Source organism: Ensifer sp. ENS08, from assembly GCF_014852195.1.
Classification (GTDB): domain Bacteria; phylum Pseudomonadota; class Alphaproteobacteria; order Rhizobiales; family Rhizobiaceae; genus Ensifer; species Ensifer adhaerens.
In genome coordinates this window covers 162441-183863 of record NZ_JACVBF010000006.1, presented here as the reverse complement: position 1 = coordinate 183863, position 21423 = coordinate 162441, and the positions used below count along the sequence as shown (strand labels likewise).

19 protein-coding genes are annotated in these 21423 nt (G+C 62.9%); 9 read left to right on the top strand and 10 right to left on the bottom strand.

All coding sequences use genetic code 11. The features are described from left to right. Positions 1 to 61: 61 nt before the first annotated feature. The 4 genes from araD1 to chvE all read right to left on the bottom strand — a co-directional run bounded on the left by araD1 (position 62) and on the right by chvE (position 5134). Positions 62 to 1057, bottom strand: a complete 996-nt coding sequence (araD1, locus tag IB272_RS16200; protein WP_060582452.1) for an AraD1 family protein — start codon at positions 1055 to 1057, stop codon at positions 62 to 64. A 168-nt stretch (positions 1058 to 1225) separates the two neighbouring features. Then, positions 1226 to 2434: a multiple monosaccharide ABC transporter permease gene (gene mmsB, locus IB272_RS16195; protein ID WP_060582451.1), complete on the bottom strand. Its 1209-nt coding sequence runs from the start codon at positions 2432 to 2434 to the stop codon at positions 1226 to 1228. Beyond that, entirely contained in the window at positions 2434 to 3969 is a 1536-nt protein-coding gene (gene mmsA / locus IB272_RS16190; protein WP_034793889.1) for a multiple monosaccharide ABC transporter ATP-binding protein, read from the bottom strand. The genes mmsB and mmsA overlap by 1 nt, the downstream gene beginning before the upstream one ends. Before the next feature lie 97 nt (positions 3970 to 4066). Next, positions 4067 to 5134: a multiple monosaccharide ABC transporter substrate-binding protein gene (gene chvE, locus IB272_RS16185; protein WP_034793892.1), complete on the bottom strand. Its 1068-nt coding sequence runs from the start codon at positions 5132 to 5134 to the stop codon at positions 4067 to 4069. 288 nt (positions 5135 to 5422) lie between these two features. On the opposite strand from chvE, the gene IB272_RS16180 reads away from it, so the two are divergent. Next, on the top strand, positions 5423 to 6394 hold the full coding sequence (locus tag IB272_RS16180; RefSeq protein ID WP_034793895.1) for a LysR family transcriptional regulator: 972 nt from the start codon (positions 5423 to 5425) through the stop codon (positions 6392 to 6394). Positions 6395 to 6469: 75 nt separating this feature from the next. Next, positions 6470 to 6919, top strand: a complete 450-nt coding sequence (locus tag IB272_RS16175; RefSeq protein WP_060582450.1) for a hypothetical protein — start codon at positions 6470 to 6472, stop codon at positions 6917 to 6919. Positions 6920 to 6922: 3 nt separating this feature from the next. On the opposite strand, the gene IB272_RS16170 is transcribed toward IB272_RS16175, so the two are convergent. Further along, a complete protein-coding gene (locus IB272_RS16170) occupies positions 6923 to 7177 on the bottom strand; it encodes a hypothetical protein (RefSeq protein ID WP_043611667.1) in 255 nt (84 codons plus the stop codon). 336 nt (positions 7178 to 7513) lie between these two features. Here IB272_RS16170 and iolG point away from each other — a divergent pair, with 336 nt between their 5' ends. Further along, the gene (iolG, locus tag IB272_RS16165) at positions 7514 to 8506 is read left to right on the top strand and encodes an inositol 2-dehydrogenase (protein WP_060582449.1); all 993 of its coding nucleotides are present in this window, start codon (positions 7514 to 7516) and stop codon (positions 8504 to 8506) included. 87 nt (positions 8507 to 8593) lie between these two features. Here iolG and IB272_RS16160 read toward each other — a convergent pair whose 3' ends face one another. Further along, a complete protein-coding gene (locus IB272_RS16160) occupies positions 8594 to 10954 on the bottom strand; it encodes an EAL domain-containing protein (protein ID WP_113135528.1) in 2361 nt (786 codons plus the stop codon). Positions 10955 to 11070: 116 nt separating this feature from the next. Beyond that, on the bottom strand, positions 11071 to 12297 hold the full coding sequence (locus tag IB272_RS16155; protein WP_113135527.1) for an ROK family transcriptional regulator: 1227 nt from the start codon (positions 12295 to 12297) through the stop codon (positions 11071 to 11073). Between the two features lie 347 nt (positions 12298 to 12644). On the opposite strand from IB272_RS16155, the gene xylF reads away from it, so the two are divergent. The 3 genes from xylF to IB272_RS16140 all read left to right on the top strand — a co-directional run bounded on the left by xylF (position 12645) and on the right by IB272_RS16140 (position 16032). Beyond that, the gene (xylF, locus tag IB272_RS16150) at positions 12645 to 13682 is read left to right on the top strand and encodes a D-xylose ABC transporter substrate-binding protein (protein WP_034793921.1); all 1038 of its coding nucleotides are present in this window, start codon (positions 12645 to 12647) and stop codon (positions 13680 to 13682) included. Between the two features lie 226 nt (positions 13683 to 13908). Next, positions 13909 to 15234: a sugar ABC transporter permease gene (locus IB272_RS16145; RefSeq protein WP_060518850.1), complete on the top strand. Its 1326-nt coding sequence runs from the start codon at positions 13909 to 13911 to the stop codon at positions 15232 to 15234. A 12-nt stretch (positions 15235 to 15246) separates the two neighbouring features. Then, positions 15247 to 16032, top strand: a complete 786-nt coding sequence (locus IB272_RS16140) for an ATP-binding cassette domain-containing protein (RefSeq protein WP_034793927.1) — start codon at positions 15247 to 15249, stop codon at positions 16030 to 16032. Positions 16033 to 16091: 59 nt separating this feature from the next. Here IB272_RS16140 and IB272_RS16135 read toward each other — a convergent pair whose 3' ends face one another. After that, positions 16092 to 16535, bottom strand: a complete 444-nt coding sequence (locus tag IB272_RS16135) for a GtrA family protein (protein ID WP_060518852.1) — start codon at positions 16533 to 16535, stop codon at positions 16092 to 16094. A 192-nt stretch (positions 16536 to 16727) separates the two neighbouring features. Between IB272_RS16135 and IB272_RS16130 the strand changes: the two genes are divergently transcribed. Genes IB272_RS16130 through IB272_RS16120 form a run of 3 tightly spaced genes read left to right on the top strand, consistent with a single transcriptional unit; the run spans position 16728 to position 19623 of the window. Beyond that, a complete protein-coding gene (locus tag IB272_RS16130; protein ID WP_143556401.1) occupies positions 16728 to 17123 on the top strand; it encodes a hypothetical protein in 396 nt (131 codons plus the stop codon). Beyond that, the gene (locus IB272_RS16125; RefSeq protein ID WP_060582446.1) at positions 17089 to 18558 is read left to right on the top strand and encodes a GMC family oxidoreductase; all 1470 of its coding nucleotides are present in this window, start codon (positions 17089 to 17091) and stop codon (positions 18556 to 18558) included. The genes IB272_RS16130 and IB272_RS16125 overlap by 35 nt, the downstream gene beginning before the upstream one ends. A gap of 36 nt (positions 18559 to 18594) precedes the next feature. Then, positions 18595 to 19623, top strand: a complete 1029-nt coding sequence (locus IB272_RS16120) for an NAD(P)-dependent oxidoreductase (RefSeq protein WP_060582445.1) — start codon at positions 18595 to 18597, stop codon at positions 19621 to 19623. On the opposite strand, the gene IB272_RS16115 is transcribed toward IB272_RS16120, so the two are convergent. After that, positions 19607 to 20380 carry an HAD family hydrolase gene (locus IB272_RS16115; RefSeq protein WP_051659299.1) on the bottom strand — a complete coding sequence of 258 codons (774 nt, stop codon included), beginning with the start codon at positions 20378 to 20380 and terminating at the stop codon, positions 19607 to 19609. The two genes, IB272_RS16120 and IB272_RS16115, sit on opposite strands and share 17 nt — an antisense overlap. Continuing rightward, on the bottom strand, positions 20377 to 21384 hold the full coding sequence (locus IB272_RS16110) for a UbiA family prenyltransferase (RefSeq protein ID WP_060582444.1): 1008 nt from the start codon (positions 21382 to 21384) through the stop codon (positions 20377 to 20379). Before IB272_RS16110 ends, IB272_RS16115 begins: the two co-directional genes overlap by 4 nt. Positions 21385 to 21423: the final 39 nt, after the last annotated feature.

Below are 21423 nucleotides of genomic sequence, written 5' to 3'. Positions count from 1 at the left end.
CAGGCCTCCTTCATAGATGCGCATCACCGTCCCTCGCGAACGGTCGCGCTTAGGAGATGTGTCAGAGCTGGCGGATCGCGACCTCTTCGTCAGCTGCGATCGCGAGAGCGTTGCGGAGCGGAAGGCCGAAACCATCGGCCTCGATCTCAAACACGTCACCTTCCTCGGTGCGGATGCCATCACCGAAGGACAGCGTCGCCGTGCCGAACATGTGCACGTGGATGTCGCCCGGCTGGCGGAACAAGCCATACTTGAAATGGTGATGCTCGAGATTGGCGAAGCTGTGCGACATGTTGGCTTCGCCCGACAGGAACGGCTTTTCCCACAGCACCTTGCCACCACGCAGGATACGCGACATGCCGCGAATGTCCTCCGGTGCGACACCGATGCGGATCTCCGGACCGAAGCTCGCCTGGCGCAGCTTCGAATGCGCGAGCCAGAGATAGTTGACCCGCTCGGTCTTGTGATCGGAGAATTCGTTGGCAACCGCAAAACCGATGCGGAACGGAACGCCCTCGTCGGAGATCACATAAATGCCGGCCATTTCCGGCTCTTCGCCACCATCCTCGGCAAAGGCGGGCGAAACGAGTGCCGACCCCGGCGCGACGGCGGAGGTGCCGTTGCCTTTGTAGAACCATTCCGGCTGCACGCCTGTTTCGCCAGCCCTCGGCTTGCCGCCTTCGAGCCCCATGCGGAACATCTTCATCGAGTCGGTCAGGGTTTCCTCGGCCGCCTCGCTCGTCTTCTTGTGCATGGCGTCGCGGGTCGCAGCCGAGCCGAGATGGGTGAGACCCGTGCCGGTCAGGTGCAGGTGTGCCGGATCGGGATGAGTGATCGGCGGCAGGAAGCGCCCCTCCGCATAGGCCTTTTCGAGGTCGACGGCGGCGCCGAGCCCCTTGGCCTCGATCGTCTGCTTCAGGCTCCGTCCGGCATTGGCCGCTTCCATCGCCAGCGCATAGACGCTTGTCGCGCCGTTCACCGCATGCGCCGCCTCACCCGGCAGCCGTACCGCCACCGTGATCGACCCGTCTTCGTTCCTGATCTGCGAAATCAGCACGATGCTATCCTTCCTATCGTCTTGGGTCGCTGTGTTCGCCTCTTCAAGGCAAAAGCGTCCCCGTGGGTGGCTTTCGCCACCCAATTCCGGCGGACCAATCCGCCGATCCTGGCAGCTGTGGCTGCCGGTGAATGTTACTGGTTCGCGTCGGGTCTTATGGCTTTCCGCTCAACCCTTGTTCTTGTTGTAGACATCGAAGAACACGGCAGCGAGCAGCACGAGGCCCTTGATCAACTGCTGGTAATCGATGCCGATGCCCATGATCGACATGCCGTTGTTCATCACGCCCATGATGAAGGCGCCGATGACGGCCCCGATGATCTTGCCTACACCGCCCGACGCCGAGGCACCGCCGATAAAGCAGGCCGCGATGACGTCGAGTTCGAAACCGACGCCGGCCTTCGGCGTTGCCGAATTGAGGCGCGCGGTGATGATCATGCCGGCGAGTGCCGCAAGCACGCCCATGTTGACGAAGGTGTAGAAGGTCAGCCGCTCGGTGTTGATGCCCGAAAGCTTGGTCGCCTTGACGTTGCCGCCCATGGCATAGATGCGGCGACCGATCGTCGAGCGCGTGGTGACGAAGGTATAGAGCGCAATCAGCACGGCCATGGCGATCAGCACGTTCGGCAGGCCGCGATAGGTCGCAAGCTGAAAGCCGATGAACAGCGCCACGGCAGCGATGACAGCCATCTGCACCGCGAAGAAAATGAACGGCTCGTTCTCCGTGCCGTGCTGCTCGTTGATCTTGCGGTCACGAATGCCTGCGTAGATCGCGTAGCCGACGAGCGCGATGACGGCGACGAGCGCCACCATGTTCTGAATGGTCTCGGGCGCCGGATTGAGGAAATAGAGGAAATCCGGAACGAAGCCGGTCGACAGCAGCTGGAATTCCTTCGGGAACGGACCGATCGGGCGGCCGCCGAGCACCACATAGGTGAGCCCGCGGAACACCAGCATGCCGGCCAGCGTCACGATGAAGGACGGGATCTTCTGGTAGGCGACCCAATAGCCCTGGGCCGCCCCCATGATGCCGCCAACGATCAGACAGGCGGGAATGACGATGATGGCGGGCAAGCCCCATTTCACCAGCATGATCGCCGAGATCGCGCCGATGAAGGCGACGATCGAGCCGACCGACAGGTCGATATGCCCGGCAACGATGATCAGCAGCATGCCGAGCGCCATGATGACGATGAAGGAGTTCTGCAGCACCAGGTTGGTGATGTTGACCGGCTTGAACAGCACGCCGTTGGTGACGAACTGGAAGAACAGCATGATCACCACGAGCGCGACGAGCAGGCCGTATTCGCGGATGTTGTTCTTGAGATAGTCCCCGATCGAGGGCTTGTTGTTTTGGGTGCTCGTATCGGCGACCATTAGTGTTTCTCCCCTGAACGCATGATGGCACGCATGATGGATTCCTGGCTCGCTTCCGCCTTCGAAAGCTCCGCGACGATGCGGCCCTCGTTCATGACGTAGATGCGATCGCAGGTTCCAAGCAGCTCCGGCATTTCCGATGAGATCATCAGGATGCCCTTACCCTCGGCGGCAAGCTGGTTGATGATGGTGTAGATCTCATACTTCGCGCCGATATCGATACCGCGTGTCGGCTCGTCGAGAATGAGAACTTCCGGATTGGTGAACAGCCATTTGGACAAGACGACCTTCTGCTGGTTGCCGCCCGAAAGGTTGACCGTTTCCTGATAGATCGAGTGCGAACGGATGCGCAGCTTCGAGCGATAGTCAGATGCGACCTTCGCTTCCTTGCGATCGTCGATGACGCCGTTCGCGGCCACCGCCTTCAGATTGGAGAGCGTTGTGTTCTCCTTGATGTTGTTGATCAAGACGAGCCCGAGCTGCTTGCGGTCTTCGGTGACATAGGCGAGCCCCGCATCGATCGCACGCGGAATGGTGCTGACGTCGACGGGCTTGCCGCGCATCGTCACGTCGCCGGTGATCTTGTGGCCCCAGGACTTGCCGAAGAGGCTCATCGCCGTTTCGGTGCGCCCTGCCCCCATCAACCCGGCGATGCCGACGACCTCGCCGGCGCGCACAGTGAAATTGACGTCGTGCAGGAACTGCCGGTCGCGGTGCTGCTGGTGGAAGACGTTCCAGTTCTTCACTTCGAGCAGCGTCTCGCCGATCTTCGGTTCGCGCGGCGGATAACGGTCTTCCATCGCGCGGCCGACCATGCCCTTGATGATCCGGTCTTCGCCAATGTCTTCGCTGTGACAATCGAGCGTTTCGACCGTGCCGCCGTCGCGCAGGATGGTGATCTGGTCGGCAACCTTCCGGATCTCGTTCAGCTTGTGCGAAATGATGATCGAGGTCATGCCCTGGGTGCGAAACTCCATCAGCAGCTTCAAAAGCGCATCGGAATCGGTTTCGTTGAGCGAGGCGGTCGGCTCGTCAAGGATCAACAGCCGCACCTTCTTCGAAAGCGCCTTGGCGATCTCGACCAGTTGCTGCTTGCCGACACCGATGTCGGTGATCAACGTCGCCGGGGATTCGCTCAAGCCAACCTTCTTCAGCAGTTCCTGCGTACGGGCAAAGGTCTGCGGCCAGTGAATCACACCGTTGCTGGCGATCTCGTTGCCGAGGAAGATGTTCTCGGCGATCGACAGCAGCGGCACCAGCGCCAGTTCCTGGTGGATGATGATGATGCCGAGGTCTTCGCTGTCGGAAATCGTCGAGAAGCGGCGGGCTTCGCCGCCATAGTGGATTTCGCCATCATAGGTGCCGGCGGGATAGACGCCGCTCAGCACCTTCATCAGCGTCGACTTGCCGGCGCCGTTTTCGCCGACGAGTGCGTGGATCTCGCCTTCGCGGACCTTGAAGCTGACATTGTCCAGCGCCTTGACGCCCGGGAACGTCTTGGTGATGCCCCGCATTTCAAGAATGATATTGTCCATGTTCAGTCATTCCAGCGGCAGTCTTCAAGAGAGTACCGGCTCCGTCATCTGGATAAAAGGGCCCGCGCGCATGCACGGGCCCTCACGCTCAAAAAGATCAGTTGTTGATCTGGTCTTCGGTGTAGTAGCCCGAGCTGACGAGCACGTCCTTGATGTTGGACTTGTCGACGGCAACCGGCTTCAGCAGGTAGGACGGAACCACCTTGACGCCGTTGTCATAGGTCTTGGTGTCGTTCACTTCCGGCTCCTTGCCTTCCATGATCGCGTTGACCATGCCGACGGTGACCTTGGCGAGTTCGCGCGTGTCCTTGAAGATCGACGAATACTGTTCGCCGGCAAGGATCGACTTGACCGACGGTAGTTCGGCGTCCTGGCCGGTGACGGCAGGCATTGCCATGTCGCCCGAACCGTAGCCGACGCCCTTCAGCGCCGAAATGATGCCGATCGACAGGCCGTCATAGGGCGACAGAACGCCATCGACCTTGGCGTCGGTGTAGTTCGACGACAGCAGGTTTTCCATGCGGGCCTGGGCCACGGCACCGTCCCAACGCAGCGTGCCGACCTGGTCCATGCCCTTCTGGCCGGACTTGACGACGATCTTCTTGCTGTCGATCAGCGGCTGCAGGACCGACATCGCGCCGTCGTAGAAGAAGAAGGCGTTGTTATCGTCCGGCGAACCACCGAAGAGCTCGATGTTCTTCGGCTCGGTTGCGCCGTCGAGCTTGAGGCCCTGGACCAGCGACGTTGCCTGCTGCACGCCGACCTGGAAGTTGTCGAAGGTGGCGTAGTAGTCGACATTACCCGAGTCGCGGATCAGGCGGTCATAGGCGATGACCTTGACGCCGGCGTCGTGGGCCTTCTGCAGGATGTCGGAGAGCGTGGTGCCGTCGATGGCGCCGATGACGAGAACCTTGGCGCCCTTGGTCACCATGTTCTCGATCTGAGCGAGCTGGTTCGGGATGTCGTCGTCAGCAAACTGCAGGTCCGGCGTGTAACCAGCTTCCTTGAACAGCTTCTCCATGGTCTCGCCGTCGGAAATCCAGCGGGTCGACGTCTTCGTCGGCATGGAAATGCCGACCGTGCCCTTGTCCTGCGCAAATGCCGGTGCAGCGAAGGACGCGATCGAAATCGCGGCGGCTGCGAGAAGCGAAGTCATCAATTTCATCAGTTCTCTCCCAAAAAAGTTGAAGCCGGCAGGCGAGAGCCTTTCCGTCTATGCGCAGCAATCCGCCGCCCGAGATCTTCGTCTCCGGCAGCGGATCAAGGTGAAGGAGAGGCCTCCCCGCCTCGCATGCTCCTACATGCGCTGGCACATAAGCAAAAACTGGAATGAAACCATATAACTGTCAAATACAATTTTGCTTTGAATACATACCAAAAGTGATATATCGAGCGCAAACAGTGTGATTTTTGAAAATCCCTGAAAACCAAAGAAAAAAACGCAGAGGTTGAAATGCGCGATCAGAAACCGAGCACCGCCGGCGAACTCTTCGATTCGACGCTTTTCCGCTCGGGCCTGAAGATCAGCCACCTCCGGCTGATTCTCGCGATCGACGATCACCGCCGCATCAGCGCCGCCGCTGACGCCCTCGGCATCTCGCAACCGGCGGCGTCGCGCATGCTCTCGGAAATCGAGACCATGCTGAAGGCACCGGTCTGCGAACGCGTTGCCCGCGGTGTCCTGTTGACGCCCTATGGCGAAGCGCTGGCGCGACGCGCGCGCAGCATCTTTCTGGAACTCCGGGAGGCATCGCGCGAGATCAACGAGTTGAAGACCGGCAGCGGCGGCTCGGTTTCGCTCGGCTCGGTCACGGGCCCGGCGCTCAATCTCGCCGTGCCCGCCATCCGTCAGGTGATGACCGCCTATCCCGGCATCGAGATCAACGTCCAGATCGAAAACAGCAACGTGCTCGCAAGGGAACTGCTCGCCGCCCGCCACGATTTCATCATCGGCCGCATCCCCGACGACCAGCCGCCGCGGCTCTTCAACATGGTGGAGATCGGCTACGAGGAGGTATGCCTGATCGTGCGCGACGGCCATCCGTTGCTCGACAAGCCCATGGTCGTCGCCGAGGACTTGCCCTCCTATGACTGGGTATTCCAGCCGCCCGGCACCCTTCTGAGACGCGCGGTCGAAGACAGTTTCGTGGCGGCCGGGGTGAGACTGCCGGCGACGGTGATCAACACCTCCTCGATCATCCTGACGCTGTCGATGGTGCGCAACACCAACGCAATTGCACCTGTGGCACTCGACGTCGCCAACCTGATTGCCGGCAACGGTACGCCGGCCGGCGAAATCCGCATCCTGAAGACCGAAATCCCGATCCGAATCAAACCCTATGGGCTGATCACTGCCGAGGGACGCGCGCTGCCGCCGAGCGCCAAGCTGCTCTACGACCTGATCCTCAAGCAGGGCCGCGCCTGATCAGCCCGGGCATGATCGCTCTGATCAGCCCGGGATAATCTCCGCCTGCGATGGTGCGCCGCGATCGGAGACGTCATGTTTGGAATGTCAGTCTTTCAGTCGGTGCTCGAGCGGCTGAAATCGGAAGAGGATATCGAACCGGCACCGGCCGAAGCGACGCGCGTCGCCACGCCTTACGCCCCGGCATTCGACAACGCCTTTGCTGCCGAAAGCGCCCGCTCGGCTGCCTTCGGCGCCGTCGAGCGCGCCTATCTCGATGCGTCCTTCGTGGAGCCGCCACCTCCACCGGTCATGCCGGACTATCTCAGCCGTACGACCCTTGCCGACGTGGCCGAGGAACTGGCCCTTGTCGACAGCGAAACACAAATGACGCTTGCGGCAAAGCGCCGGGCCTTCGCGGCCCTGAACCATCCGGACCGTCTGCCGGCCGCGTTTCGCGCCAATGCCACCGTGCGCATGAAACTCGCCAACATGCTGATCGACGAAGCCGCAAAGCAGATGCGCGCCATCACCCCGGCGCCGTGAACCTCAGCCGGCAGCGTCGCTCCCGTCGCCCTTGCCTTGCCCCTCGTCCCCAGCTTTCTCGACGCCCTTCTCGCTCGGCTTGTAGAAAACCAAGAGAGCCGCTGAGGCATAGGCGGTGACCGCGAGGAAAATCATCCCCCACATCGTTTGCTCGCCCAGGAATTCGACCACTGTCCAGACGCCGCAGAAGCCCACGATCAGCAGACGGATCCACAGTGGGCGGTAGAAGGGATGGTCCGGATCGATGAATTTGAGCATTCTGTCCTCTGGTGGCCTTGTCGCGTGCGTCCCATTTAGGGGAAATTCGTCGCTGACGGCAAGGCCATGGCCTCCGACTCCCCTTGACGGACGCAATAAAAATGGAATAAAAATTCCGAAATAATCTACATCGGCGACTTCATTCCAAATAAGAAGCGGCCGAGTAGAAACGGAGGTATCAAGGGAGAGGTGCTGAGCGCAGCGTTCCAACGCGCGGTCTTTCGTGGCAATTCTCCAAACCATTCGCGGAAGCAGCGTTCCGCGGCGCCTTTGCGCGATGAGCGCTTATCATCACGCCCCTTCCCGGTCGCGAACCGGAATTCGAGAGAAACAGAGATGACAGTCAGATTTGGTCTTCTGGGCGCCGGCCGCATCGGCAAGGTTCATGCGAAAGCCGTCAGCGGCAATCCCGACGCTGTGCTTGTTGCCGTCGCCGATGCCTTCCCCGCCGCCGCCGATGCCATCGCCAAGCAGTATGGCTGCGAGGTCCGCACCATCGAAGCGATCGAAGCGGCGAAGGACATCGACGCCGTCGTCATCTGCACGCCGACTGATACCCATGCCGACCTGATCGAACGCTTCGCCCGCGCCGGCAAGGCGATCTTCTGCGAGAAGCCCGTCGATCTCGACGCCGAGCGCGTGAAGGCCTGCCTCAAGGTCGTGAGCGAGACCAAGGCCAAGCTGATGGTCGGCTTCAACCGCCGCTTCGACCCGCATTTCATGGCCGTGAAGAAGGCGATCGACGCCGGCAAGATCGGCGATGTCGAAATGGTGACGATCACCTCGCGCGATCCGGGCGCCCCGCCGGTCGACTATATCAAGCGTTCGGGCGGCATCTTCCGCGACATGACCATCCACGACTTCGACATGGCCCGCTTCCTACTCGGCGAAGAGCCGGTCTCGGTGACGGCAACCGCTGCCGTTCTCGTCGACAAGGCGATCGGCGAAGCCGGCGACTACGACAGCGTTTCGGTCATCCTGCAGACGGCGTCCGGCAAGCAGGCGATCATCTCCAACTCCCGACGCGCCACCTACGGCTACGACCAGCGCATCGAAGTCCACGGCTCGAAGGGCGTGGCTTCCGCCGAGAACCAGCGCCCGGTCTCGATCGAGATCGCCAATGGCGACGGCTACACCCGCCCGCCGCTGCATGATTTCTTCATGACCCGCTATACCGAAGCCTATGCCAACGAGATCGAGAGCTTCATCGCCGCGATCGAAAGGGGTGCGGAAATCACGCCGTCCGGCAAGGATGGTCTCGCCGCTCTCGCGCTTGCCGATGCGGCTGTAAAGTCCGTCGTCGAAAAGCGCCAGATCAGCGTCGCCTGAGCCTTCAACCGACGACCGATCAAGGAAAAAGGCCGGGCGCCATGTGCCCGGCCTTTTTCGTATCCGCACTGCCCGGCCGCGGCCGTTTCAACCGTCGGCGCGCGCTGGCACCTTCTCCCGGCGCGCGGTTTCCTGGCCGGTGCTGGGCGCCGCACCCGGCCGACCGGAGAGAAAGCCCTGTATCTGCAGGCAGCCCTCCTCCGCGAGGATTTGTCTTTGCCGTTCGGTTTCGACGCCCTCGGTCACGACCGCGAGCCTAAGGCTGTGGCCAAGCGCGATGATCGCCCGGACGATCGCCTGCGCCGAAGGGTCCTTTTCCAGCGCCGCGGTGAAGCTGCAGTCGATCTTCAGCTTGTCGAAGGGGAACGTCTGAAGGTTGCTCAGCGACGAATGGCCGGTGCCGAAATCGTCCATGACAATCCGCACACCAAGGACCCGTAGCCGCACCAACACTGCCAGCACGTCCTCGCGATTGTGCATCAGCGCCGCCTCGGTGATCTCAAGTTCGAGCCGCCAGGGATTAAGGCCGGTGCGGCGCAGGATGTTCGCAACCTGGTCGAAGAGGTTGGGCAAAAGGAACTGGACCGGCGAAATGTTGACGGAAATCGGCAGGGGCTCGTTCCACTTCGCCGCTTCCGTGCAGGCCTGCTCCAGCACCCATTCGCCGATCTGGATGATCGAGCCGCTCTCCTCGGCAATCGGGATAAAGACATCCGGGCCGATCAACCCGCGCTGCGGATGCTCCCAGCGCAGCAGCGCTTCGTAGCCGATGATCCGGTCGCTCTGGACTTCGACCAGTGGCTGGTATTCGAGGAAGAATTGTCGGCGGAGCACCGCATGGCGCAGGTCGTTTTCGATCTGGCGGCGGGTGCGTACCGCCTCGTCCATCTCCCGGTCGAAGAAGCAGGCGATGCCCTTGCCGCTCTGCTTGGCGCGGTAGAGCGCCGTGTCGGCATTGTTGCGCAACTGATCCGCCGTCTGCCCGTCTGCCGGAAAGATCGCAGCCCCGATGCTGACGCCGACGGCGGTCGGGTCACGATTGGTGTCCATCTCGGCAGCAAACAGCGCCAGGATCCGGTCCGTCAACTGCCGCGCCGCCTCCGGCTCCCTGCCGCCCACCTGGATGATCGCAAACTCGTCGCCGCCGAGCCGGGCGATCGTATCCTGCTCGCCGACGGCTGCGCGCAGGATGTCGGCGACCTTCATCAGGATGCGATCGCCCTCGCCATGGCCGAAGATATCGTTGACCGCCTTGAAGCGGTCGAGATCGAGGCAGAGGATCGCCAGTTCTTCGTTTCTCGCAGCAGCCGCCGCCAGCGTCTGGCCCAGCCTGCGGTCGAAGAAGGCGCGGTTCGGCAAGTCCGTCAGCGCGTCATGATGGGCGAGATGTTCGATCGTGCGCTCGGCTTCCTTACGCGCCCGCAGGTCACGCACGAAGATCACGTCGCATTCCCGGCCGCGATACTCGATCGTCCGGCACATGAACTCCACGGGAATGGTGCGCCCTTCTGCGTTCAAGAGGTCGATTTCGCCCGGACCGTCGCCGTGTCTGTGGGCGTCCAACCCCTCCTCGCCGAAGACGAAGATGTCTGCCGGGTGCCGTCCGGAAAGCTCCGAAAGCTTGCGACCTGTCAGGCCCGCGAAGCGCTCGTTGGCGTCCACGATTACGCCATCGAAGACGATCGCCATGCCTTCGAGCGATGCATTGGCGAGTCCGCGCAGATCTGTCAGATGCCGGTCGAGGAAGAGCGCGCCGAAGGCGAGCACGATCAATGTGGTCGAAGCGGCAATGACGCCGCCTGCAAGCCAGGCGGGATGGATGGTATCGGCAACGGCGACATTGGCCTCGGGCACCAGCGTGATGCCGCTCATCGAGGTGAAGTGCAGCGCGCAGATGCCGACGACCAGCAGGAGCGACGCGACGACCAGGCGCCGCACGCCGCGCAAGAGCTGAAAGGCGTAGAGCGCGGCACCGGCCAGCACCGTCCCGGCGAGTACGGCGGAGACGGTGAATTGGGGATCGTAGGCAATATGTCCCTGGATCTCGATTGCCCGCATGCCGGTAAAGTGCATCGCCGCAATGCCGGCGCCGAGCAGCAGGCCACCGCAGGTCATCGAGAGATGCGAGCGCCCGCCAAGACCGATCGCAAAGGCCATCCAGGACGCTGCGATCGCCACGGCCACCGACAGGAGCGTGCCCCAGGCGCCATAGGCGACGGGAACGCCGCCGTCATAGGCGAGCATGGCGATGAAATGGGTGGACCAGACGCCGATACCGCAGGCAAAACCGCTGGCCGCGATCCACAAACCGCGTTGGCTGCCTTCGCTTCGTTGCGCGCGCAACAGGAGCAGCATCGTCGCGACGCTGCCTGCCAGGCAGACGATCGCGGCAACCAGGATGAGGCGCCAGTCATGATCGTCGCGTATGCATGCAATCACTGAAAACATAATCGTCTCCCGCGTCAGGGTCACCTTGACAAGGAGTCGCTAAATAACTGTAAATTGTATCACTGGAATTGTTCGCCTTCGGTACAACCCCAAAAATGGTTGCCCGAAAATTCGCCTCAACCGTGCATCGCCGATCCGCCGACGCTGGCGATGTCGCCATCGATCACACCCAGCGCCCGCGCCAGGTGCCCCTCGAAAACCAGGCGCTGCTCGTCGGCAACGACCGTGATTTCCGGCGGCCCCTGAAGACGGATCTGCATCGATTGGGCAAGCCCCTCCTCGATCCCGGGCAGCATCAGATCGAAGTATCGGATGCCGGGTCCGGTGACATGGACCGGCATGCGCTCGTAGAGGCTCAACATGCGCGAGATGCCGTTGCCGAGCGCGATGCCGGCCTGGCGAAAGGCATAGCCGGCCATGCGGTGGCCCTGTCGTGCGCTGGCGGCAATCTTGTCGAGCTCCGTCACCGGAACGAACTTGGCGGGGATCGTGTCTGCCGGCACCTCGAACGCCGCGCGCAGGATGCCGTAGAAGCCGGCCGCCGCCTCGATGCAGCCATAGGCGCCGCAGCGGCAAAGGCCCGCGGACGGCGCGTGCAGCATGTGGCCGAAATTCGGCGCGCTGACATCCATATCGCCGCTCTGGCTCTTGCGGGCAACACCAAGGCCGATGCTGTGGCCGAGCGAGATCGCCGCAAGCGCCCTGAAGCCGCTCTCCGGCTTGCGCTCTGCCTGGGCGGCGAGGGCCTGCGCGACCAGAAGGGTTTCGTTGCTGAGCATGACCTTCGCCCGCCAGTCCGGCGCGAGCAGCGCGGCGAAATCCAGTTCCTCCCGCCCGAACACCGGCGACCACAAGAGCCGCGCGGACGCGCCGTCGACCAGGCCCTTGCTGCTGATAGAGACGGCCAGTACCTGGTTCCGCTCCAGTCTCGACCGCTGCAACAGGCGCTCGAGCGCATCGACGAATGCGCGGGCGAAAGGGGCCGTACCGCGCTCGTCGTGGTTTCTGCTTTCGTCGAAACGGTCGAGCAACGTGCCGCCGTAGTCGACCAGCGAATATTGCACGATGTCGGACGAGATCCGAACGACGATCAGATGACCGTGATCGCGGCGTGGCGTGAACAGCACCCGCGGCCGCCCGCGCCCGCCCTGGATCTGCTGCTCTGCCTTGGCGAGCGCACCAGCCTTTTCCAGTTCCGCCGTGATCGCCGAAACGGTCGCGGAGGCAAGCCCGGTCTCGGCAGAGATTTCCGTATGGGAGAGATTGCCGGCGCGCCTGAGCGCCGCAAGGACCAAGGCGCTGTTTTGCTGACGCACGAGCTCAGTGCTGGACTTGGTCAGCATGAGACGTCCCTGTCAGTGGCGGATCCTTCGAACACATGCCCCTCCCAAAGCATCTGTTGAACGGCAAGACAAGGAGCAGAACGCCTTGTCGACAGCCTTGTGGCACCGATTTTTAGGGCGGTCGAGAAACATCGGACGCGACCGCTCGCGGAGCACCTTGTTGATGCCGCAACCACCGCTTTCGCACCGTGTTGACAGCCTCAAAAATCCATGACATTCATTTTCTCGACTGTCGAGAAAATAATTCCGCACAATGTAGCGGCACGATCTACGACAGCGTCTTAAGGCTGGCGGAGGATGGTGCGGGAGGTTCGCACGCTTGGCCGGCCCTCACTCGGGAGGATGAAATGAAAACCGTTTTGAAGCTGATGGCAGGGGTTGCCGTCATCGTTTCCCTGCATTCCGTTGCCCAGGCGAAGGACCTGGTCGTCGGCGTATCCTGGTCCAACTTCCAGGAAGAGCGCTGGAAAACCGACGAAGCCGCCATCAAGGCAGCCCTCGAAGCCTCGGGCGACAAGTACATCTCCGCTGACGCCCAGTCGTCCGCCGCCAAGCAGCTGACCGACATCGAGTCGCTGATCGCTCAGGGCGCCAACGCACTGATCGTGCTCGCCCAGGACAGCGACGCCATCGGCCCGGCGATCGAAAAGGCCGCTGCCGAAGGCATTCCGGTCGTCGGCTATGACCGCCTGATCGAAAACCCGGCCGCCTTCTACATCACCTTCGACAACAAGGAAGTGGGCCGCATGCAGGCCCGCGAAGTGTTCAAGGTCAAGCCGGAAGGCAACTATGTCTTCATCAAGGGCTCGTCCTCCGACCCGAACGCCGACTTCCTCTTCTCCGGACAGATGGAAGTGCTGAAGGAAGCCGTCGACGCCGGCAAGATCAAGAATGTCGGCGAAGCCTATACCGACGGCTGGAAGCCTGAAAACGCCCAGAAGAACATGGAGCAGTTCCTGACCGCCAACGACAACAAGGTCGATGCGGTCGTCGCTTCCAACGACGGCACCGCGGGCGGTGCGGTCGCAGCCCTCGACGCCCAGGGCCTGGCCGGCTCCGTTCCGGTCTCCGGCCAGGACGCCGACAAGGCGGCCCTGAACCGTGTTGCTCTCGGCACGCAGACCGTCTCGGTCTGGAAAGACAGCCGTGAACTCGGCAAGCGCGCCGCAGAAGTCGCCGTCGAACTTGCCGGCGGCAAGAAGATGGAAGAAGTCTCTGGCGTCACCACCTTCAACGGCGGCCCGAAGGGCGTGGCCATGCAGTCGGTCTTCCTGGCTCCCCTGCCGATCACCAAGGACAACCTGAACGTCGTCATCGACGCGGGCTGGATCTCCAAGGCTGAAGCCTGCCAGGGCGTCAAGGGCGACGTCGCGGCCTGCAAATAAGCCGCACCAGCAGAACTGAGCGCTGACAAAAGACAAGCGCCGCAACGCAACCCGTTGCGGCGCTTGCGCAAGGTGCGGACGCGGCGGACAATACCGCTACCGCGACCGCACAATCAGCACGAAGGCTCGGTTTCTGCCGTCGTACCGGACTTGTCGCGTCCACTTGGGGCTCTTGGTGCCACTGACGCGATGACATCAACAACATAAGTGGGGGGAAGGCACGTCCATGGCCGACATCACACAAGGCAACACAAAGGGCGCACAGACAAATCGCGCCCGTACAGCGGACGAGAACCCGGTAAAACGTTTCTTCCGCGCCACCGAGATCGACACCCGGCTGCTCGGCATGGTCGGCGCGCTCGTCATCATCTGGGTCGGCTTCCAGATCATGACCGGCGGGCTGTTCCTGACGCCGCGCAACCTGTGGAACCTGACGGTTCAGACCTCCTCCGTCGCCGTGATGGCGACCGGCATGGTGCTGATCATCGTCACCCGCAACATCGACCTCTCCGTCGGCTCCGTGCTCGGCTTCTGCGGCATGGTCATGGGGGTCATGCAGGCGAAGTTCCTGCCGCAATATCTCGGCCTCGAACACCCGGCCATCTGGATCATCACCCTTCTGAGCGGCATCGCCGTCGGTGCCGCCATTGGCGCGCTGCAGGGCTCGATCGTCGCCTTCCTCAACGTGCCCGCCTTCATCGTCACGCTGGGCGGCCTGCTCGTCTGGCGCGGCGCCACCTGGTTCGTCACCAGCGGCCAGACGGTCGCGCCGATGAACGCCACCTTCCGCCTGATGGGCGGCGGCACTGAAGGCTCGATCGGCGCAACGGCAAGCTGGATCGTCGGCATCCTTGCCTGCATCGCCATCGTCGCCGCCATCCTCAATTCGCGCAAGCAGCGCAAGCGCTTCCGCTTCCCGCTCCGTCCGATCTGGGCGGAGTACTTCCTGGCGATCCTCGGCTGTATCCTGGTTCTCGGCGCGATCGCCGTTGCCAACAGCTACTACTGGCCGACCAACATCGCCCGCAAATATGCCGACGCCAACGGCATCGCCTGGCCGGACGGCGGTCTGCTGATCTCCCACGGCATTGCCATTCCGGTGCTGATGGCGATCGCCGTCGGCATCGTCATGACCTTCATCGCCACCCGCCTGCGTTTCGGCCGCTACGTCTTTGCGCTCGGCGGCAACCCGGAAGCGGCCGAACTCGCCGGCATCAAGACCCGCTGGGTTACCGTCAAGATCTTCACGCTGATGGGCATCCTCTGCGCCATCGCCGCGGCGATCTCGACCGCCCGCCTCAATGCGGCAACCAACGCGCAAGGCGAACTCGACGAGCTCTACACGATTGCTGCAGCAGTCATCGGCGGCACCTCGCTTGCCGGCGGCGTCGGCACGATCGCCGGCGCCATGATCGGCGCGCTCGTCATGCAATCCCTACAGTCGGGCATGGTGCTCTTGGGGATCGACAGTCCGTTCCAGCGCATCGTCGTCGGCGTAGTCCTCGTCGTCGCCGTCTGGCTCGACACCGTCTACCGCGCCCGCGCCAAGTAAGGAGTACGATCCATGAAAGACCAACGCACTCCGCTTGTGGAAATGAAGAACATTTCCATCTCCTTCGGCGGCATTCACGCCGTGGACAACGCCTCCGTCGACCTCTACCCCGGAGAGGTCGTGGCGCTGCTCGGCCACAACGGTGCCGGCAAGTCGACGCTGATCAAGATCCTCTCTGGCGCCTACAAGCGCGATGCCGGCGAGATCCTGATCAATGGCGAGGCCGCCGACATCAACAACCCGCGCGACGCCAAGAAATACGGCATCGAGACGATCTACCAGACGCTCGCCGTCGCCGACAATGTCGACGCCGCCGCCAACCTCTATCTCGGCCGGGAGCTGCGCACCCCCTGGGGCACGCTCGACGACGTGGCGATGGAGGCCAAGGCCCGCGAAGTCATGGGGCGCCTCAACCCCAACTTCCAGCGCTTCAAGGAGCCGGTGAAGGCGCTTTCGGGCGGCCAGCGGCAATCGGTGGCGATCGCGCGCGCGATCCTCTTCGACGCCCGCATCCTGATCATGGACGAGCCAACGGCAGCCCTTGGGCCGCAGGAAACCGCCCAGGTCGGCGATCTCATCAAGCAGCTGAAGCGCGAAGGCATCGGCATCTTCCTGATCAGCCACGACATCCACGACGTCTTCGACCTCGCCGACCGCGTGTCTGTCATGAAGAATGGCCAGGTCGTCGGCCAGGCCCGCACCGAGGACGTCACCAAGGACGAGGTGCTCGGCATGATCATCATGGGCAAGGTGCCGCCAAAGGCGATCCCCGGCCCAGGCGCCATGCAGGTGGCGTAAGCCCAGCGTCGCACTAGACCACCCTCTCAATGACGCCGCGCCCCCCGGGCGCGGCGTTTCTATTTGCCCGATGGGGCTCGCCCCGCAGCACGGGCCGGCTCTGTGCCGCGCCCTTCCCCCGCGCTGCCGGCGCGAAAGATCAGCGTCCGGCTCAGCGCATAGTTCACCGAAAAGACCAGGAGCAGCGCCAGCGCCTGGGCAACGACATAGTGCATGACGGCCGATAGCAGCGTGAAGGCGACCGCGTTTATTCCGGCGCCGAAGGTCGACACCGCCAAGAACTTCGGCAACGCCTTCAGGTGCGGTTCGTCGGATCGGAAGGTGAAACGCCGCTGCAGGAAATAGTTGACGACGACGGCAAAGTAGAAAGCGATGGTGGACGCATAGACCGGTTCGAGCCGCGCCGTCTCGACCAGGACGGCGAGCGTGGCCACCTGCAGGCTCGCCGCGATGCAGCCGCAGGCGAAATAGCGAACAAAGCTCATATCCAGAAGGCGTCTCATCCGGTGCCTTTCGCATCGAGCGACATCCAGCGGCTGGCGCATAGATGGTCGCCGCCTGGTCGAAAACAACGTTTTAGTAGCTTTTGCTTATAAGAGCAGCTAGAAATACAGGCAGTAAAGAGCAGACAACCGTATTCATCAAAGCAGCGCCAGGCTCCTTTCGAGGGGCCGGCTTGATAACGGGGCTCGGCCATGTCGCAGCACTTTCAACAGGCCATCCTGGCGCTCGGCGAGGCGATTGCCCATGAACGCGGCGCTACCGATGACAGCCGGGGCGCCCTGGGCGTACGTGCGGCAGAGTTTCTGCTGAAAGTTCATCGTCAGATGCCCGACTATCTGCGCCCGCCCTTCCATAGTCTCGTGCTTCTTTTCAATGCCTGGCCGCTGCTGCGCAGAGGCAAGTTCTTTCATCAGCTTTCGCTCGACGACCGACTGGCCGAACTCGACAAATGGCGGCAATCCCGCCTCGAGTTCCGTCGGCGCTTCGTCGAGTTCCATATGTCATTGGCATTATTCTGTATTTACTCAGACCTTTACGGCCAGGATTACCAGTATGAACCTGCAACCGGAGCACCTGCTAGCCCCTGAGAGGCTTGCCCCCGACATCATCGTCATCGGCTCCGGCCCGGGCGGTGCGGTGACCGCCACCCGTTGCGCGGAGGCGGGCAAGTCCGTGCTGATCATCGAGGAAGGTCCGCATCTGGCGCTCGAGTCTGCGCCGCATTTCTCCCGCGAGGAAATCCTTCAGAAGTACCGCAACGCCGGCATCAACATCGGCTTCGGCGCGACGAAGATCGCCTATGTCGAGGGCTGCTGCGTCGGCGGCGGCAGCGAGATCAACCGCGGCCTCTACCACCGCACGCCGCAAGCGGTGCTCGACCGCTGGCGCCGCGACTATCGGGTCGATGCCCTGACGCTCGAAGAACTGACCCCGCATTTCGACGCCTGCGAGGCAGTAGCCCGGGTCGAATACCTGCCTGGCCCTGCGCCGCAGCTATCGACACGGCTCGATGAGGGTGCGCAGCGGCTCGGATGGTCTTCCCTCGAAGTGCCGCGCCTCTTTGCCTACGCCGCCGCGGGGGCCGGCGGATCTCCGGGCCGCAAGCAATCGATGTCGGCAACCTTCGTGCCGCGCTTCCTCGACGCCGGCGGTATGCTCCTCGCCGATACCTGCGCGACCAAGCTTACCCATGCGAACGGGCGGTGGACGGTGCATGCGCGCAGCAAGGGACCGGCGGGCACGCGACAGATCGAACTGAAGGCAAAAACCGTCTTCGTTGCCGGCGGCGCGGTGCAGACCCCGTGGCTGCTGCGCCGCTCAGGCATCACGCGCCATGTCGGCGACAGCTTGCGCTTCCATCCGATGCTGAAGGTGGTGGCAGTCTTCCCCGACGAACTCAACACCCCTGGCGAACTCGAACCCGTCCACCAGATCAAGGAATTCGACCCGCGCTTCAGCATGGGCTGCTCGATGAGCAAACGGCCGGCGCTGGCGCTGGCCATGGCGGCGCACCCGGAGATGATCGATGCGGTCGATCGAGACTGGCGGCGCATGGCGATCTACTACGTGCAGAGCACCGGCGGATCCGGCAAGGTGAGATCCCTGCCCGGCTTTCGCGATCCCCTGGTGCGGGTCGGCCTTCAACCGTCGGACCTGAAGGAACTGGCCGTCGGCCTTGCACGCCTCGCCGAAGTGCTCTTTGCCGCCGGTGCCCTTGCAGTCTATCCGAGCATTCCGGGCTATCCGGTGCTGAAATCGCTGGCCGATATCGCCAAGCTTCCCGAAACGCTCCCTCCCAAGCAGGCAAACGCCACTGCGCTTCACCTCTTCTCCTCCTGCCCGATGGGCGAGGACGCCGAAAAATGCGCTGCGAGTTCGTTCGGGCGCGTGCATGGCGCCAGTAATCTCTACATCGCCGACGCTTCGCTTCTGTGCGGGCCGACGGTCGTCAATCCGCAAGGGACAGTGATGGCCGTCGCGCATCGCAACATCACACGCGCGCTCGAGGATCGGGCGATCTGATCAGAAAATTCCCGCAGACAGGGGCTGGAGGGACATATGCGACATCTCATCACCGGCGGATCGGGCTTCATCGGCAACCTCGCAGCTCGACGGTTGCGCGAACACGGCGACGAGGTGCGGGTGCTCGACCTCTGGGAGGATCGCTCCCGCCCGGCGGACATCGAGTTCGTCAATTGCTCCGTGCTCGACCGCGACGGCGTGCGCGCCGCCATGCGCGACGTCGACGTCGTCCACCACAATGCGGCGCTGGTGGCGCAGACGGATGCGGGGCGCGACTACTGGAACGTCAACGTCGAGGGGACCCGTATCGTCTGCGAGGAAGCCGCAAGAGCGGGCGTCCGGTCACTGATCCATGTCAGTTCGACCGCCGCCTACGGCATCCCGCCTTCCGGCCCGATCACGGCGACAACCCCGCTGAGCCCGGTGGAGCCCTATGGAAAATCGAAGCGCGCCGGCGAAGAAGTGGCCGAGGCCATCTGCACGGCCGCCGATATGACCCTGATCACCATCCGGCCCCGCGCCACCCTTGGCGGCGGCCGGCTCGGCATCTTCCAGATCCTCTTTGAATGGATCAGCGAAAACCGCGCCGTCTATGTCATCGGATCCGGCAACATCAAGTTCCAGTTCGTCCACGCCCATGATCTCATGGATTTCTACATGCTGGCGCTCAAGGCCGGTCGGAGCGGCACCTACAATGTCGGCACCGACAGCTTCGGCACGCTGCGCCATGACCTGGAGGCCCTGATCCGCTATGCCGGCAGCACATCGAAAGTCCGGAGCCTTCCGACCTCCGCTACCATCAACACGCTGCGGGCGCTGCATTGGCTGAGGGTCTCGCCGCTGGTGCCCTGGCACTACCTCACCTACCACAAGGAATGCTACTTCGACGTCGAGCCCCTGCTTGCCATGGGCTGGCGGCCGAAATACTCCAACGAAGCCATGCTGCAGGAGAGCTACGACTGGTATCGCCAAAGCGCGAAGCTCGCGTCAGCCGTCACCGCAAAGAGCCCGCACCGCGCGCCGCTCAAGCAGGGCGCGCTCTGGCTGCTCAAGATGATATCGTAAGCGAGCGGGGCGCCGGAGCCGGCGCGCCCATCGGCTGCGGCTCCGTCACTGGCCAAAAGATCTCGTCGTCATAGCCGCGGAATGTATCGACGCCGGCAATTGGGCTTGCGCTGCGAATCAGGGCGCGCATGCCGTGGCTCTGCGCCACCGCCCAGTCGCGCTCCACCCGGTCGCCAATCATGATCGCCTGCTCCGCCGGCACCTGCGCACGATTGAGCACATGGGCAAGACCGGCCGGATGCGGCTTCAAAGCGCCGACTTCGGGATCCATGGCGGAGACGACGATGCTGGCGCCAAGGCCAAGCGCCTTCAGTTTCTCCGACGCCGGATAGTCGGACAAAACCGCAATCGTCTTTCCCTGAACCGCAAGGCCGGCAAACACCCGCTCGACGCCGCGGCACCGGCAAGCCGGAAGGAGATCGAGCGGACGCCGTTCGATCCATTCCTCGACCGTCTTCCGGACGCTCTCCGGCGACTGCCCGCACCGCTCCGCAGTCAGTTCGTATTGCCGGGCTGCCACATCGGTCGCCAACGCATCGCCCAGTTCCTCGCGGCAGTCGCGAAAGGCGCGCAGGACGCGGATGGTGCCAAGGCTGCACCTGCGCGCCGCGTCAGCAACAAGCCGCAGCAGCATCCGCGCCCGCAGCCGCCGCTGGTCGTAGAGCGTGCCGTCGAGATCGAACACCACGAGACGCACCCGATCCCAATCCACCGGTCCATTTGGCAAGGCCCCGTTCGGCAGCGTCGAACCGGTCATTGCAGCGACGATATCGGCACGAGGAACGAAGCGGCCAGGAAGTCCAGCACCGGCACGTTGACGAAGCTCGCGAACAGGAAGACGACGATGGTCAAGGTCAGCATGACGTCCAGCCGCCGGGAGTGAAACAGCCTTTCCGGCCGTTGCACCACCGATCCGGGGCGCGTGGCAAGCCAGAGATAGACGGCGAAGAGGCCGCTGATGAACGGAAAGACGAGGATGTATTCCACCCGGTATTTCACCAGGAAAACGCCAAGCAGAAACGCCGTCATCATCGCGTAGACGAAGCAGGAAACGGTGAGGCTCTCCTCGGTGTAGTATTCGAACGACCGCCTATATTTCTTCAGGACGGCGACCCCCGCATTCGTGGCGATGTCGCGATACTCCCCGAGCCGCTTGGCCGCCATCAGGAAGGCGCCGGCCATCCAGTAGGCCGCAAGCACGCTGACCGGCGGCAAGGTCACCTGATCGACGATGGCCCAGCCGAGCAGGAAGCGGATCGGATTGTTGAGGCATTCCGTCAGCACATCGAGATAGGGCTTGTCCTTCGCCCGGATGGGCTCGACGTTGTAGAGGATGCCGGACAGCAGGAAGAGCAGCGACGTGGCAAAGAACAGCTTGCCGACGACCGACGCAAGCAGCAGTCCGATGACGGCAAGCAGCAGATATTCGCCGTAGACGATGCGCGGCTGCATCTCGACGACGACGGCGCGACGTTGTGATTTGGTCGGATGGGCCGCGTCGCGTTCCCGGTCGAGCCACTCGTTGATGACGTAATTGGCCGATGCGATCGAGACGGCGCTCAGAAGCCCCACGGGAATATTGATGACGAGAGCGGCCGGATCAGGCTCGCTGAGGGCACAGGCAAGGATCAGCCCAGGCAGGATGAAGACGTGCTTGGTGACATGGTCGAACCGGGCCAGCGACAGGTAGTCGCTTGCCCTCCCCCGCGGTTGGGGCCCCAACGCCTCGATAGGCGTCGTCTCTTCCGGGTTTGCTGGCATGTCCCTCTCCTTGTCTAGAGACCACGCGCCTGATTCGGG

Coding starts and splice junctions, on each gene's coding strand:
- mmsB (WP_060582451.1), bottom strand. CDS start 2,434: ATGGTCGCCGATACGAGCACCCAAAACAACAAGCCCTCGATCGGGGAC.
- mmsA (WP_034793889.1), bottom strand. CDS start 3,969: ATGGACAATATCATTCTTGAAATGCGGGGCATCACCAAGACGTTCCCG.
- chvE (WP_034793892.1), bottom strand. CDS start 5,134: ATGAAATTGATGACTTCGCTTCTCGCAGCCGCCGCGATTTCGATCGCG.
- IB272_RS16180 (WP_034793895.1), top strand. CDS start 5,423: ATGCGCGATCAGAAACCGAGCACCGCCGGCGAACTCTTCGATTCGACG.
- IB272_RS16175 (WP_060582450.1), top strand. CDS start 6,470: ATGTTTGGAATGTCAGTCTTTCAGTCGGTGCTCGAGCGGCTGAAATCG.
- IB272_RS16170 (WP_043611667.1), bottom strand. CDS start 7,177: ATGCTCAAATTCATCGATCCGGACCATCCCTTCTACCGCCCACTGTGG.
- iolG (WP_060582449.1), top strand. CDS start 7,514: ATGACAGTCAGATTTGGTCTTCTGGGCGCCGGCCGCATCGGCAAGGTT.
- IB272_RS16160 (WP_113135528.1), bottom strand. CDS start 10,954: ATGTTTTCAGTGATTGCATGCATACGCGACGATCATGACTGGCGCCTC.
- IB272_RS16155 (WP_113135527.1), bottom strand. CDS start 12,297: ATGCTGACCAAGTCCAGCACTGAGCTCGTGCGTCAGCAAAACAGCGCC.
- xylF (WP_034793921.1), top strand. CDS start 12,645: ATGAAAACCGTTTTGAAGCTGATGGCAGGGGTTGCCGTCATCGTTTCC.
- IB272_RS16145 (WP_060518850.1), top strand. CDS start 13,909: ATGGCCGACATCACACAAGGCAACACAAAGGGCGCACAGACAAATCGC.
- IB272_RS16140 (WP_034793927.1), top strand. CDS start 15,247: ATGAAAGACCAACGCACTCCGCTTGTGGAAATGAAGAACATTTCCATC.
- IB272_RS16135 (WP_060518852.1), bottom strand. CDS start 16,535: ATGAGACGCCTTCTGGATATGAGCTTTGTTCGCTATTTCGCCTGCGGC.
- IB272_RS16130 (WP_143556401.1), top strand. CDS start 16,728: ATGTCGCAGCACTTTCAACAGGCCATCCTGGCGCTCGGCGAGGCGATT.
- IB272_RS16125 (WP_060582446.1), top strand. CDS start 17,089: ATGAACCTGCAACCGGAGCACCTGCTAGCCCCTGAGAGGCTTGCCCCC.
- IB272_RS16120 (WP_060582445.1), top strand. CDS start 18,595: ATGCGACATCTCATCACCGGCGGATCGGGCTTCATCGGCAACCTCGCA.
- IB272_RS16115 (WP_051659299.1), bottom strand. CDS start 20,380: ATGACCGGTTCGACGCTGCCGAACGGGGCCTTGCCAAATGGACCGGTG.
- IB272_RS16110 (WP_060582444.1), bottom strand. CDS start 21,384: ATGCCAGCAAACCCGGAAGAGACGACGCCTATCGAGGCGTTGGGGCCC.